Raw genomic sequence first — 13,877 nt, 5'->3', positions numbered from 1 at the left:
ATGGCAGCGACCCAGCCTTCCGGGTTTCCCCAGCTCACCCACCGGCCCGAGTGGACGGCGCTCGCCGACCACCGCGCCCAGGGCCGGCCGCACCTGCGCGAGCTGTTCGCGCAGGACCCCGGCCGCGCCGAGCGGTACGTCGTACGGGTCGGGGACCTGTACATCGACTACAGCAAGCACCTGATCACCGACGAGACCCTGGCCCTCCTGACGGAACTCGCCACCGCCACCGGCGTGTCCGGCCTGCGCGACGCCATGTTCCGCGGTGAGAAGATCAACGTCACCGAGGACCGGGCCGTGCTGCACACCGCGCTGCGCGCCCCGCGCGACGCGGTGATCGAGGTCGACGGCGAGAACGTGGTGCCGAAGGTGCACGCCGTCCTCGACAAGATGGCGCGCTTCGCCGACCGCGTCCGCTCCGGCGAGTGGACCGGCCACACCGGCAAGCGGATCAGGAACGTCGTCAACATCGGCATCGGCGGCTCCGACCTCGGGCCCGCGATGGCGTACGAGGCCCTGCGCCCGTACACCGCACGGGAGTTGACGTTCCGCTTCGTGTCCAACGTGGACGGCGCCGACCTCCACGAGGCCACCCGCGACCTGGACCCGGCGGAGACCCTGTTCATCGTCGCGTCCAAGACGTTCACCACGATCGAGACGATCACCAACGCCACCTCGGCGCGCTCGTGGCTGCTGAGGGCCTTCGACGGCGACGACAAGGCGGTCGCCCGGCACTTCGTGGCCCTGTCCACGAACGCCGGGAAGGTCACCGAGTTCGGCATCGACCCGGACAACATGTTCGAGTTCTGGGACTGGGTCGGCGGCCGCTACTCGTACGACTCGGCGATCGGCCTTTCCTTGATGATCGCGATCGGCCCGGACCGCTTCCGCGAGATGCTCGACGGCTTCCACCTGGTCGACGAGCACTTCCGCACGGCCCCCGCCGAGGCCAACGCCCCGCTGCTGCTGGGCCTGCTGGGCATCTGGTACGGCGACTTCTTCGACGCCCAGTCGCACGCGGTGCTGCCGTACAGCCACTACCTGTCGAAGTTCACCGCCTACCTCCAGCAGCTGGACATGGAGTCCAACGGCAAGTCGGTGCAGCGCGACGGCAGGCCCGTCGAGTGGCAGACCGGTCCGGTCGTGTGGGGCACCCCGGGCACCAACGGGCAGCACGCCTACTACCAGTTGATCCACCAGGGCACGAAGCTGATCCCGACGGACTTCATCGGCTTCGCCCGCCCGGCCGGCGAGCTGAGCGGTGAACTCAAGGCGCAGCACGACCTGTTGATGGCCAACTTCTTCGCCCAGACCCAGGCACTCGCCTTCGGCAAGAGCGCCGAGGAGGTCCGCGCGGAGGGCGTCGCCGAGGAGCAGGTGGCGCACCGCACCTTCCGCGGCGACCACCCCACCACCACGATCCTGGCCGGCGAGCCGAGCCCGTCCGTGCTCGGCCAGCTCATCGCCCTCTACGAGCACAAGGTGTTCGTCCAGGGCGCGATCTGGAACATCGACTCCTTCGACCAGTGGGGCGTGGAGCTGGGCAAGGTCCTCGCCAAGCGGGTCGAACCCGCCCTGACCGAGGGCGCGGACGTCCCCGGTCTCGACCCCTCCTCCCGGGCCCTCGTCGCCGCCTACCGCACTCTCAAGAACGCAACGGAGAACTGATCATGCAGCTCGGTCTCATCGGTCTCGGCAAGATGGGCGGCAACATGCGCGAGCGGATCCGCCGCGCCGGCCACACCGTCATCGGCTACGACCGCAACCCCGACGTCTCGGACGTCAAGTCCCTCGAAGAGCTGGTCGAGAAGCTCGACGCGCCCCGCCACATCTGGGTGATGGTCCCGGCCGGCACCGCCACCCAGACCGTCGTCGACGAACTCGGCGACCTGCTGGAGCCCGGCGACACGGTCATCGACGGCGGCAACTCCCGCTGGACCGACGACGAGAAGCACGCCGCCGCCCTCGCCATCAAGGGCATCGGCTTCGTCGACGCCGGTGTCTCCGGCGGCGTGTGGGGCCTGCAGAACGGCTACGCGCTCATGGTCGGCGGCGACAAGGAGCACGTCGAACGGCTGCACCCGATCTTCGAGGCGCTCAAGCCGGAGGGCCCCTACGGCTACGTCCACGCGGGCCGGGTCGGCGCCGGGCACTTCTCCAAGATGGTCCACAACGGCATCGAGTACGCCATGATGCAGGCGTACGCCGAGGGCTGGGAGCTGCTGGAGAAGGTCCACTCCGTGGAGAACGTGCGCGAGGTGTTCCGCTCCTGGCAGGAGGGCACCGTCATCCGCTCCTGGCTCCTCGACCTCGCGGTCAACGCCCTGGACGAGGACGAGCACCTGCAGAAGCTGCGCGGCTACGCGGAGGACTCCGGCGAGGGCCGCTGGACGGTCGAGGCGGCCATCGACAACGCCGTACCGCTGCCCGCGATCACGGCGTCGCTCTTCGCCCGGTTCGCCTCGCGCCAGGACGACTCCCCGCAGATGAAGATGATCGCCGCGCTGCGCAACCAGTTCGGCGGCCACGCGGTCGAGAAGAAGGACTGAACCACCGTGGGCGACCTCCTGCTGGTCCGCCACGGTGAGACGGAGTGGAGCCTGTCGGGACAGCACACCAGCTGGACCGACCTGCCCCTGACCGAGCACGGCGAGGAACAGGCCAAGTCCCTCGCCCCGCTCCTCACCGGGCGGACGTACGCCCTCGCGCTGGCCAGCCCGCTGGGCCGCGCGATACGCACCGCCGAACTGGCGGGCCTGAGCGGACTCGTGGCCGACCCCGACCTGCACGAGTGGGACTACGGCGGCTACGAGGGCATCACCACGGTCGACATCCACGGCACCCGCCCCGACTGGGACCTGTGGACCGACGGTGTGCCGCCGGGCCCCGAGGGCCACCCGGGCGAGTCGCCGGCGCAGATCGGCGCCCGCGCCGACCGGGTGCTGGCCCGGGTCGACACGGCGCTCGCCGAGGGCGCCGGGGACGTGGTCCTCGTCGCCCACGCCCACTTCCTGCGGGTGCTCACCGCCCGCCGGCTGGGCCTCGCGCCCGCCGAGGGCCGGCTGTTCCAGCTGGCCACCGGCACGGTCAGCCGGCTCTCCACCGAGCACGGCCGGCCCGTGATCGCCGAGTGGAACAGGAGGGCGTGAGCGCCGCCCGCCGTACGCCCGTCGGCCCCGCGGCCCGGTTCACCCTCTGCGGTGGGCCGGGCCGCAGTCGTACAGCCGGTGCGCGCGGTCGCGCGAGCCGTCGTACGCGGCCGCCGGGACGAGCGCGCAGTGGTCGCTCGTCCAGCGCACCAGCCCGCCGACGAGCGTGTGCTCCCCGCGCCGGTGCGCGGCCCGCACGTCGGTCCGCTTCAGGACGACGTAGCGCAGCCGGCCGGAGTCGAGCAGCCGGTGGAAGCGGGCGGACGAGGGGTACGGGACCCGACCGGTGAAGCCGCCCATGGGCATGACGTCCGCGTTCGCCGAGATGACGTACGGTGCGGCGGACCACCAGCCGGGGACGGCGGCCAGGTACTCGGCGCCGTGCCGGTGCGCGGTGAGATAGCCGAGCAAGTGCTGCTGGGCGGGGTCCAGTTGGGCGAGCGGGTTGCCCGAGCGGTGGCTGGTGGGCCCGACCCGGGCCAGCGAGCCGGGCTGGTTGTAGCGCAGCGACAGCGCCGACGCCGACCAGGCGGCGGGCACGAGCAGGGCCGCGGCCAGGCCCACGGCCAGACCGGCCCGGGCCGCGCGCGGACGGCGCCGGAGCGCGGTCAGGGCCAGGGCGAGCACGGCGAGGGCGCCGGCGGCCGGGGCCGACCAGGGCAGGAACCGTGGGGACCACAGGGTCAGCACCACGCACCAGGCGGCGTTCGCGGCCAGCGCCGCCGGCAGCACCCAGGCCCGCGGGCCGCCCCCGAGCCCCGCCCGCCAGGCCCGTACGACACCGGCGCCGGCGAACGCGGCGAGCGCGACCGCGACCACGCCCATGTAGTAGGTGTGCCCGGTCACGCTGCCGAAGCTGAAGACGAAGAAGAACGTCGCCAGCCACACGCCCCACAGCACCTGGCCCGCGAGCACCCGGTCCGTGCGGGCCGGGCGCCGCCGCCACAGCGCCACGGCGCCGCCGACGAGCCCGAGCGCGGCCAGCGGGTAGAGCCACCCGGTCTGCGTGGCGAGCCCGGGGCTGAACATCTTCCACACGCTGTCGCCCATGCCGGGGCCCGAACCGGCCGCCCGCAGGCTCTCGTTGGGCGCGACGCTGCCGGTGCCCGCCGCGTCGACACCGACCGTGTGGAAGCGGGTGAGGAAGTTGTAGCCGACGACCAGGCCGAACGCCGAGTTGTCGGTGGTGCCGTCGAGATACGGGCGGGCGGAGCCGGGGGTGAGGGTGGCCGCGACCATCCACGACACCGACACCGCGAACATGACCGCGGCGGCGAGCGCGAGGTCCCGCAGCCGGCGGCGCAGGCTCGGCGGGGCGGCGACCAGGTAGGTGGCGGCGAGTGCGGGCAGCACCGCCCAGGCCTCCAGCATCTTGCACTGGAAGGCGACGCCCACCCAGAAGCCGGCGAGCAGCAGCGGGACCACCCGGCCCCGCTCGGTCGCGCGCTGCACGGCCTCGGCGGCCAGCAGGAGCAGCAGGACGAACGGGGCGTCCTCGGTGACGGACCGGCCGAGGCCGACGGTCACCGGGGTGAGGGCCAGGAAGGCGGCCGCCAGCAGCCCGGCCGACACGCCCGCCCAGCGCCGGACCACCACATGGAGCAGGACCACCGAGGCCACGATCTCCAGGGCCTGCGGCAGCACCAGCGCCCACGGGTGGAAGCCGAACACCAGCGCCGACAGGGCCTGCGGCCACAGGAAGCCGGGCAGCTTGTCGATGGTGAGGGTGTTGCGCGGGTCGAAGGAGCCGAAGAAGAACGCGACCGGGTTGTCCGTCATGCTGCGCACGGCGGCGGCGTAGAAGCCGTGGAACGAACTGTGGTCGAGGCCCCACAGGCACAGCAGTGCGGCGAGTGCGGCTATGGCCACCAGCACCGGGCGTTCGTACCGCTGGGTGTGCGGGCGCGGCGCGGCCGCGGGCGGCGGCCCGCCGTCCCGGACGACCGACTCGGTAGGGGTGCTCAGCATGAACGGCCTTTCAGGCTCCCGGAAAGCGTGGTGATCCGGGCGCAGCGCGCATACCGGATCTTGCGGAGTATCCGTCTCCGGAGATGTACGGAGCCTGAACCGGAGCTGAACCCGGCGGAGGTCTCACCGCCCTCTCACCCCTGCGGGGGATCCGGTAAGAGGCCGGTCAGTTCATCGCAAGAGCCGTCCCGTGTGCTGGGCCGCGAGCCGCACCGGCGCGTTGGCGGCACCGTACCCCTGATGGCCGGGATCGCGCTGGACGAGTTCGAAGAAGACCCGGCCGACCGTCTCGGTGTAGCAGTGCCTGAAGGCGCCGCCCGCGTCGCGGTCGTAGAGGATGCCGAGCTCACGGTACGTCGCCAACTCCCCCTCGGAGAGGGCGAATCGGGCGGCGAGGTCGTCGTAGTAGTTGTCCGGGACCGGCAGCAGCCGGCCGCCGGCCGCGCGCAGGGCGCGGGCGGCGGCCACCACGTCGTCGGTGGCCAGCGCGATGTGCGCGGCGTGCACCGTTTCGTCGGCGGGCGCCGCGCCGACGGTGAGCGCGATACGGACACTGCCGTCGGCGTTCGCGACGGCCCTGCTGCGGCGCAGCCCGTAGGGGTCGGCAAGGTCGATGCTCTCCCGGGCGTCCAGCCCGAGGACGCCGCGGTGGAAGAGCGTCGCCGCGTCGTACCGGTGCCAGGGCTGGGTGAGGGCGAGGTGGTCGATACGGGTGGTGCCGACGGGCTCGGGAACCTCCGGCAGGTCGGCGAAGTCGCCTCGCCAGTCGGGGAGTCGGGAGGCGTCCGAGGACCCGGTGGCGAGGAGGAACAGCTCCGTGCCGTCGGGTGCCGCGACCGCATCGAGCGGGGCGTCCTCGGGGGCGCGGCGGCGGGGCAGAACGGGGGCATGCAGAGCCTCGGCACGGCGGGCGGCACCGGCGGGGTCGGGGGACGTGAGCCCGATCGCGGCGAGCCGGGTGCCGTCGCGGCGGTCGCGGGCGCCGGTGTTGACGAGGATCCGGGCCGTACCGCGCTCCCACAGGTCGACGGGCTTGCCGCGGTGCCGGGCGGTGCGGGCGAAGCCGAGGGCGGCCAGCAGCGCGGTGACCGGTTCGGCATCCGCCGTGAGGAGTTCGGCGAAGGCAATCCCCGTGGGGACGACCGGCGGCGGCAACTCGGCGGCGCCGACCGCTTCCTGGAGCAGCAGCAGGGACCGGTGGGCGTCCACGGCGGTGGCACCGGCATCGGCCTGCCGGTGAACGTCGTTGAACACCTCCAGCGACAGCGGCCCCCGGTAGCCGGCGTCGAGGACGTGCCGCAGCAGCCCCGCGACGTCGAAGCCGCCCTGGCCGGGGAAGCAGCGGTGATGGCGGCTCCACTGGAGGACGTCCATCGCCGGCAGCGGTGCGTCGGCGAGCTGGAGGAAGAAGATCCGGTCGCCGGGTATGCCCGCGATGCCCCGCGGGTCAGAGCCGCGGGAGAGGATGTGGAAGCTGTCCAGGCAGGTGCCGAGCGCCGGGTGCCCGGCCGCCTCGACGATGCGCCACGCGTGGTCGTACGTGTTCACATGGCGCCCCCAGGCCAGCGCCTCGTACGCCACCCGGATCCCGAACTCCTGGGCCAGCCCGGCGAGTCGGGCCAGCTGCCCGGCGGCGAGGGCGTCGTCGTCCACGGCGTCAGGCGAGACGCTGGAGCACACGAGCACGGTGTCGGCACCGAGCCGCCGCATCAGCTCGAACTTGTGCCGGGCGCGGCGCAGACTGGCGTCGAAGACCTCTTCCGGAACGGCCTCGATGTCCCGCATCGGCTGGTACAGGTCGATCCGCAGCCCGAGATCGGCGCACCGGGCGCGGATCTCCTCGGGCGGGAGCGGGCTGGCGAGCAGGTCGTTCTCGAAGATCTCCACCCCGTCGAACCCGGCCCGCGCGGCGGCGGTGAGCTTCTCGGTGAGGGAGCCGCTCAGGGATACGGTGGCGATGGAGGTGCGCAGCGCCCCGTAAGGGGCGCGGGCCGTGCCGGCATGCGGCTCCGCCGCGTGGGCGCGGTCAACCGCGACGAAACCTGCCCCGGTCATCCGGCCAGACTCCCCGAACGCTCAACCCCCGCCAACTCCGCGAAGTCACTCAGCATCCGCCCGCTGTCCGGCTCCACCCCCGTGAACAGCCGAAACGCGTCCGCGGCCTGGAACACGGCCATCCCGCCCCCGGACAGCACGGCACAGCCACGCTCCCTCGCGACCCGCACCAACTCGGTCTCCAGCGGCCGGTACACCACCTCGGCCACCCACAACCCGGGCCGCAGCAGCTCGGCGGACAACGGCAGTCCGGGGTGCGCCGCCATACCCGTAGGGGTCGCGTGCACGAGTCCCCCCGCGCCGTCGGCCTCCGCCAGCAGCGCCGGCAGCCGGTCGGGCGCCGCCGCCTGCGCCCGGCCGGGGCCGAAGTACCGTACGAGCGACTCGGCGAGCCCGGCCGCGCGGTCGGGCAGCGCGTCGACGACCGTCACCCGCCCCGCGCCCAGGGCCAGTACGGCGTGCGCCACCGCCGCGCCCGCGCCGCCCGCGCCGAGCTGGACGACCCGCTCCAGCGGGGCGCCGGGCAGACCGCGCGCGAAGGACGCGGCGAAGCCGGTGACGTCGGTGTTGTGACCGACGGCCCGGCCGCCGTCGCCGAAGACGACGGTGTTGACCGCGCCGAGCGCCTCGGCGCGCGGTTCGAGCGCGTCCAGGTGACCGAGGACGAGCTGCTTGCAGGGGTGGGTGATGTTGAGCCCGTCGAAGCCGAGGTCGCGGGCGGCCCGGACCAGGCCGCCGACCGCCTCCGGGGCCGTGCCGAGGACGTCGAGGTCGAGGAGCCGGTACAGGTAGCGCAGGCCCTGCCGGTCCGCCTCCCGCTGGTGCAGGGCGGGGCTGAGCGAGGGACCTATGCCGGCCCCGACCAGCCCGACGAGATACGAGTCCTTGGCCACGCGGACCTCCCGAGGCGACGCTAATGTACGAACCAGTACGTTAGCTATATCAGCGGCGGGAGTCCCGGGGAAGCCCCCGGCGGCATCCGGGGCCCTGCTTCTACAATCACCGGCACCACCGACGAGTGCTCCGCCCAGGTGTCCCCGGCCCCGAAGGAACCCGATGACCAGCGTCGAAGAACCCCTGCACCCCGGCGGGAAGGTGCGCGACGCCGCCCGCACCCGGGCCGAGATCCTCGACGTGGCCACGCAGGAGTTCGCGCGGGCCGGTTACGACGGCGCCCGGGTCGACGAGATAGCGGCCCGCACCCGCACCACCAAGCGGATGATCTACTACTACTTCGGCGGCAAGGAACAGCTGTTCACGGCCGTGCTGGAGCGGGCGTACGGCGTGATCCGGGAGGCCGAGCAGCGCCTGGACGTCGACCATCTGGACCCGGTCGCGGCGATCCGGCGCCTCGCCGAGCTGACCCTCGACCACCACGAGCGGCACCCGGACTTCATCCGCCTGGTCAGCATCGAGAACATCCACGGCGCCGAGCACATCGCGGCCTCCGAGAAGCTCGGCCGGATCGGCTCCCCGGCGCTGGACGTGATCCGCCGGATCCTCACCGCCGGACAGGAGTCCGGGCTGTTCACGGCCGACGTGGACGCGGTCGACCTGCACGCGGTGATCAGCTCGTTCTGCTTCTTCCGGGTCGCCAACCGGCATACGTTCGGCGCCCTGTTCGGCCGCGACCTCACGGACCCCGGCCGGCGCGAGCACTACCGAACCATGCTCGGCGACATGGTGATCGCGTACCTGACGGCGGAGCGGGCGGACGACTGACCTCCGCACACGTCCCCGTGACCTCCGCGCGACGTCACCGCGGCGTCCGCGCGCAAAGGCCCGTGCACGGTCTCTTGACACAGGGGAAACAGCGGCGCAACATCCCACCCACCACGACTAACTACCCAGTGGGTTAATTAGCCGCCGCGATCCGGCCCCGCCCGCTCCCCCTCGCCGCTCACTCCCCTCTTCCGCAGGGTGACGTTCCCCCGAAGGAGCACCGACGTGTCCGAGTCCGTCCCCGCGCCCGCCCCCGACGTCCCTGCCGGCCAGCCCTGGAAGGCGGCGACGGCCGCCTGGATCGGCAGCGCGCTGGAGTACTACGACTTCTTCGTCTACGGCAGCGCCGCCGCCCTGATCTTCCCGAAGGTGTTCTTCGACGCCTCCGATCCGGCCACCGCGACCCTGCTCTCGCTCGCCACCTTCGGCGTCGCCTACGCCGCCCGGCCGCTCGGCGCGCTGGTCCTCGGGCACGTCGGCGACCGGCTCGGCCGCAAGAAGATCATGGTGTTCACGCTGGTCCTGATGGGTCTGTCGACGTTCCTCATCGGCTGTCTGCCCAGCCGCGCCCAGGTCGGCTCCCTCGCTCCCGTGCTGCTCGTGCTCTGCCGTGTCCTCCAGGGCATATCGGCGGCCGGCGAACAGGCGAGTGCCAGTTCCATGAGCCTGGAGCACGCGCCGGAGCACCGGCGCGGGTTCTTCACCAGCTTCACGCTCAGCGGCACCCAGGGCGGCCAGCTCATCGCCACCCTCGTCTTCATCCCGGTGGCCCGGCTCCCCGAGGACCAGTTGCTCTCCTGGGGCTGGCGGGTGCCGTTCTGGCTGAGCGTGGCGGTCGCCGTCGCGGGCTACGTCATCCGGCGCCGGCTGCGCGAGACGCCCGCCTTCACCCGGCAGGCCGCCACCGAGGGCGTGGCGAAGCTGCCGCTCGCGGTGCTGCTGCGCGAGCACTGGGCGGACGTGCTGCGCGTGATCGCGGGCGCGCTCATCGCCTCCGTCAGCACGATCTTCACGGTGTGGGCGCTGGCCTACGCCACCAGCGACGCGGTCGGCATGTCCCGTACCTCGATGCTGTGGGTGGGCGCCCTCGCCAACCTGGTCGCGCTCGGCGCGATCCCGCTGTGGGCGACCCTGTCGGACCGGATCGGACGCCGGCCGGTGTTCCTGATCGGCGCGGCCGGCAGCGCGGTGGCGACCGCCGGCTACCTCTGGGCGATCTCCACCGGCTCCTACCCGCTGACCCTGGCCCTCGGCATCGTCTCCTTCGGCGTGCTCTACAGCGCGGCGAACGGCGTGTGGCCCGCCTTCTACGGCGAGATGTTCGCGACCCGGGTCCGGCTGTCCGGTGTGGCGATCGGCACCCAGACCGGCTTCGCGGTGGCCGGGTTCGCGGTCACCTTCGCCGCCGAGATCGCCGGTCCGGACGGCGCCGACTGGGGGGCGGTGGCCCTGTTCACGGCCGCGCTGTGCGTACCGCCGGTCGTCGCCGCGCTCTGCGCCCGCGAGACGCACGCCGTCCCGACGGAACTGCTCGGCGAGCGGGACGGCGGGCGCCGGACGGCGCAGGCGGAGCGGATCACGGCCTGAGCGGACCCGGCCTGAGCGGATCAGGCGTGAGTGGGGCGAGCCCGGACCGGGGGGCTCCTAGGGACGCGGGTGACGCGGCTCGTACAGGGCGATCTCGCCGCCGCCCGGCAGGCGGACCGCGGTCACCCGGCCCCACCGGGCCTCCTCCACGGGGCGGCTGAACTCCGCGCCCCGCTCGGCGAGTTGACGCCGGGTCTCGTCCAGGTCGTCGCACGTCAGCATCAACTCGTGCGCGGGCGTGCCCTCGGTGGGGTGGCAGGCCACCTCGGTGGGCGGCGCCTTGAAGATGAGCCATCCGCTGCCCGCGTCGACGTAGTTCCAGCAGAGGGTCCCCCGCAGAAAGGCCCGGTCGGCCTCCGGGTCCCGGCTGTAGAGCACCACATGTGCACCGTTGATCACGCGGGGGAGGCTAGTGCGGCGGAGGGGCCCGGACAAGCACCGGGCCCGGCGGGGCCAGGCATGTCCGGCCCGCCCCCGGGACCATCGGCCCCTGTCGCGCGTGACCGCGCCGGGACACCCTGGAGGGCGGGAGGAACGCCGTCGGCACCTGAGGATCATGAGCGGTGGTGGGCACCATGGCCACTCCGGGCAGGGACGGACCGGCCCCGACGACATGGTGTGCCGATCCCCGCGGGGAGCCGTTCCTGCGGACCCGCTTCGCCGTACCGAGCCGGCCCGCGACGTTCCTGCGGCGCGACCGGCTGACCGCCCACCTCGACGAAGCCCGGCTGACCCCCTTGACCGTGGTCGACGGAGCCGCCGGAGCGGGCAAGACACTGCTGACCGCCGACTGGGCCTGCGCACAGGACGCACCCGTCGCCTGGCTCACCGCCCGGGTGGCGGACAAGGGGTGCGGCACGTTCTGGGCGTACCTCCTCCAGGCCCTGCGGCTGGCCGGCGTGGGGCCGGACTCCGGTGTCGACTCCGGGATCGGCCTGCCCACCGAACCCGGCCACGTGCACGACGCGCTGCTCGCACGGCTCGCCGACGGACTGGACGCCCGCAGGACACCGGTGATCGTGGTCATCGACGAGTTCGACCGGGCGGCCGACCCCGAGATAGCGGACCAGCTGGAACTCGTCCTCCAGCAGGCGGGGCGCGGCCTGCGCCTGGTGCTCGTCACCCGCACCGAACCGCTGCTCCCGCTGCACCGCTACCGGGCGGCCGGCACCGTCACGGAGATCAGGAACGCCGAACTGGCCTTCACCTCCGGCGAAGCGGCGGATCTCCTGGCGCTGCACGGGCTGCGCCTGCCGGCCGACGGCGTGGACGCGCTGGTGGAGCGCACCCGGGGCTGGGCGGCCGGACTGCGGCTGTGCGCCCTGGCCGCACGGACGGAACCCGATCCGGGCGCGTATCTGAAGGAGTTCGAGGCCGACCGCAGCACGATCGCCGACTTCCTGCTGGCCGAGGTCCTCAAGCGGCAGACAGCACAGACGCAGGATCTGCTGCTGCGTATCAGCATCCTCGAACGCTGCTGTCCCGAACTCGCCGACGCCCTCACCGGGCGCACCGACGCCGCACGCATCCTGACCGGCCTGCACCGCGAGAACGCGTTCGTCGAGTACCTCGGGCACGCCTGGTTCCGTCTCCATCCGCTGTTCGGGGAGATCCTCCGGGCCCACCTCCGGGTGCGCTGCCCGGGCCTGGAGACCGAACTCCACCGCCGGGCGGCGCGCTGGCTGCGGCGCTCGGGCTCCCTCGGCGAGACGCTCGGCCACGCGGCCGCGGCCCGCGACTGGGAGACCGCCGCCGGTGCCCTCGTCGGCGATCTCGCCATCGGGGAGATCTTCACCGGCCTGCACGTCGACGACCTGTCCGAGCTGTTCTCCCGCATGGGCCCGCGGCCCGCCGGTCCCGCCACCGACCTCGTCCGCGCGGCCCTCGAACTCTCCCGTGGCGACGTCGAGCACGGCCTCGCCCCGCTGCGCCGGGCGGCACAGGCCCTGACATCGCGCGACGGAGACACAGCGGCCGACGACGGCGGCCCGTCCGGCGACGACGGCGACGCGGTGGCCGACCTGGCCGCGGCTCGGCTGAGCTGCGCCTTCCTGGAGACCGTGGCCGCGCGCCTGGCCGGTGCGCCGGGACGGGCGGAAGCGGCGGCACAGGCCGCCGAGGAGCTGCGCGGCGACGTCCCCGGCAGGCTCCTGGAAGCGCACCCCGAGCTGTTCGCGCTCCTGCGCACCCACCTCGGTTCGGCACGGCTGTGGGCCGGCCGGGTCCGGGAGGCGCGAGCGGCCCTGACCGCGGTGGCCGACTCCGGCCGGACGGCGGCGACGGCACCGGCGCGCCAGGAGTGCCTGGGCCACCTGGCACTGATCGACTATCTGAAGGGCCGGCCGGGCAGCGCCGAGCGCACGGCGCTGGCCACGCTCACCGCGGCGGACCGCCGCGACCCGCCCCCCGCGCCCGGGCCTGGGCCTGGGCCTGCCACGCTGGTCCTGGCCGCGGTGGCCGTCGACCGCGACGAACTGGACCGGGCCCAGGCACTCCTGGACGCCGCGGCGCAGGCACAGCGTCTGCCGCCGGACCCGGTGATGTCGGCGGCACAGTCCATCGTCGCCGGGCGGCTGTTCCTGGCCCGCGGCGACCCGCAGGCCGCACTGGAGGCGGTGGACCGGGCCGTCGTCGCCGATGTGCCGTCTCCCTGGGCCGAGGCGCACGCGGCGTCCGTGGCCGCCGCCGCCCACCTCGCCGAGGGCCGGCCGGAGCTGGCCGCCAAGCTGCTCGCGGACGAGCCCGGTGGCGACCCGGTGTGCTTCGTGGGAGCCGCGCAGGCGGAGCTGGCCGCGGGCAGACCCGAGGCCGCGGCCGAACTGCTCGACGGGGTGCGGTCACAGGACCGGGCCGGCCCCGCCGTCACGGTACGAGCCGCACTGGTCGGGGCCCAGCTGGCGGGCGCGGCCGGGGACGTGGACCGCCGGCGGGAACTCGTCGCCCAGGCGCTGCGGGAGGCCCGGCGCGAGCGGCTGCGCCGCCCCTTCGCCGACGCCGGACCGTGGCTGCGCCCGCTGCTGAGCACCGTGCCCCTGCGCCCGCTGGCCGAGGGCTGGCTGTCCCCCCGCCCGCCGGCACCCGGCGGCCCCCGGCGGGCCGGGGAGCGGCCGCCGCTGCCGGTGGTGGAAGAGCTGAGCGGACGCGAACGAGACGTGCTGCGCCGGCTGGCGCAGCTGATGTCGACGCAGGAGATCGCCGCCGATCTGTACGTGTCGGTCAACACGGTCAAGACCCACCTCAAGAGCGCCTACCGCAAGCTGGGCGTGAACCGGCGTCACGACGCCGTGCGCCGCGCGCGTGACCTGGACCTCCTGTGACGGGAACGCTCCGGGGCGGACGCGGCGGTGCTGTCACCTCCCACAGGTCACCGCCCGCGGGTCACCTCCCACGGGTGAA

Annotated in this window: 10 protein-coding genes; 6 read left to right on the top strand and 4 right to left on the bottom strand. The window is 73.6% G+C overall.

Annotated elements, in window-relative coordinates; all coding sequences use genetic code 11:
• Genes pgi through ACFC8N_RS27310 form a run of 3 tightly spaced genes read left to right on the top strand, consistent with a single transcriptional unit; the run spans position 1 to position 3,149 of the window.
• A complete protein-coding gene (pgi, locus tag ACFC8N_RS27320; protein WP_376290630.1) occupies positions 1-1,668 on the top strand; it encodes a glucose-6-phosphate isomerase in 1,668 nt (555 codons plus the stop codon).
• 2 nt (positions 1,669-1,670) lie between these two features.
• Entirely contained in the window at positions 1,671-2,549 is an 879-nt protein-coding gene (gene gnd / locus ACFC8N_RS27315; protein WP_356025515.1) for a phosphogluconate dehydrogenase (NAD(+)-dependent, decarboxylating), read from the top strand.
• 6 nt (positions 2,550-2,555) lie between these two features.
• Positions 2,556-3,149 carry a histidine phosphatase family protein gene (locus ACFC8N_RS27310; RefSeq protein WP_356025517.1) on the top strand — a complete coding sequence of 198 codons (594 nt, stop codon included), beginning with the start codon at positions 2,556-2,558 and terminating at the stop codon, positions 3,147-3,149.
• 39 nt (positions 3,150-3,188) lie between these two features.
• On the opposite strand, the gene ACFC8N_RS27305 is transcribed toward ACFC8N_RS27310, so the two are convergent.
• The 3 genes from ACFC8N_RS27305 to ACFC8N_RS27295 form a co-directional block, all read right to left on the bottom strand.
• Complete coding sequence (locus ACFC8N_RS27305) at positions 3,189-5,117, bottom strand: ArnT family glycosyltransferase (RefSeq protein WP_376290626.1); 1,929 nt, start codon at positions 5,115-5,117, stop codon at positions 3,189-3,191.
• A gap of 171 nt (positions 5,118-5,288) precedes the next feature.
• Positions 5,289-7,088: a TIM barrel protein gene (locus tag ACFC8N_RS27300; RefSeq protein ID WP_376290683.1), complete on the bottom strand. Its 1,800-nt coding sequence runs from the start codon at positions 7,086-7,088 to the stop codon at positions 5,289-5,291.
• A gap of 80 nt (positions 7,089-7,168) precedes the next feature.
• The gene (locus ACFC8N_RS27295) at positions 7,169-8,065 is read right to left on the bottom strand and encodes a shikimate dehydrogenase (protein WP_362819731.1); all 897 of its coding nucleotides are present in this window, start codon (positions 8,063-8,065) and stop codon (positions 7,169-7,171) included.
• A 163-nt stretch (positions 8,066-8,228) separates the two neighbouring features.
• On the opposite strand from ACFC8N_RS27295, the gene ACFC8N_RS27290 reads away from it, so the two are divergent.
• Both ACFC8N_RS27290 and ACFC8N_RS27285 read left to right on the top strand, forming a co-directional pair.
• Positions 8,229-8,894, top strand: a complete 666-nt coding sequence (locus ACFC8N_RS27290) for a TetR/AcrR family transcriptional regulator (RefSeq protein WP_356025524.1) — start codon at positions 8,229-8,231, stop codon at positions 8,892-8,894.
• A 225-nt stretch (positions 8,895-9,119) separates the two neighbouring features.
• Complete coding sequence (locus tag ACFC8N_RS27285) at positions 9,120-10,481, top strand: MFS transporter (RefSeq protein WP_356025526.1); 1,362 nt, start codon at positions 9,120-9,122, stop codon at positions 10,479-10,481.
• A 57-nt stretch (positions 10,482-10,538) separates the two neighbouring features.
• Here ACFC8N_RS27285 and ACFC8N_RS27280 read toward each other — a convergent pair whose 3' ends face one another.
• Positions 10,539-10,880 (bottom strand): VOC family protein, encoded by a 342-nt coding sequence (locus ACFC8N_RS27280; RefSeq protein WP_362819733.1) that lies wholly within the window; start codon positions 10,878-10,880, stop codon positions 10,539-10,541.
• Positions 10,881-11,056: 176 nt separating this feature from the next.
• Here ACFC8N_RS27280 and ACFC8N_RS27275 point away from each other — a divergent pair, with 176 nt between their 5' ends.
• Positions 11,057-13,798 carry a LuxR C-terminal-related transcriptional regulator gene (locus tag ACFC8N_RS27275; RefSeq protein ID WP_376290622.1) on the top strand — a complete coding sequence of 914 codons (2,742 nt, stop codon included), beginning with the start codon at positions 11,057-11,059 and terminating at the stop codon, positions 13,796-13,798.
• Positions 13,799-13,877 lie beyond the last annotated feature (79 nt).

It is taken from the genome of Streptomyces sp. NPDC055966, assembly GCF_042269865.1.
GTDB lineage: Bacteria > Actinomycetota > Actinomycetes > Streptomycetales > Streptomycetaceae > Streptomyces.
Note: the sequence above shows the minus strand (reverse complement) of the source record. Positions and strands in the feature narration are given on the sequence as shown.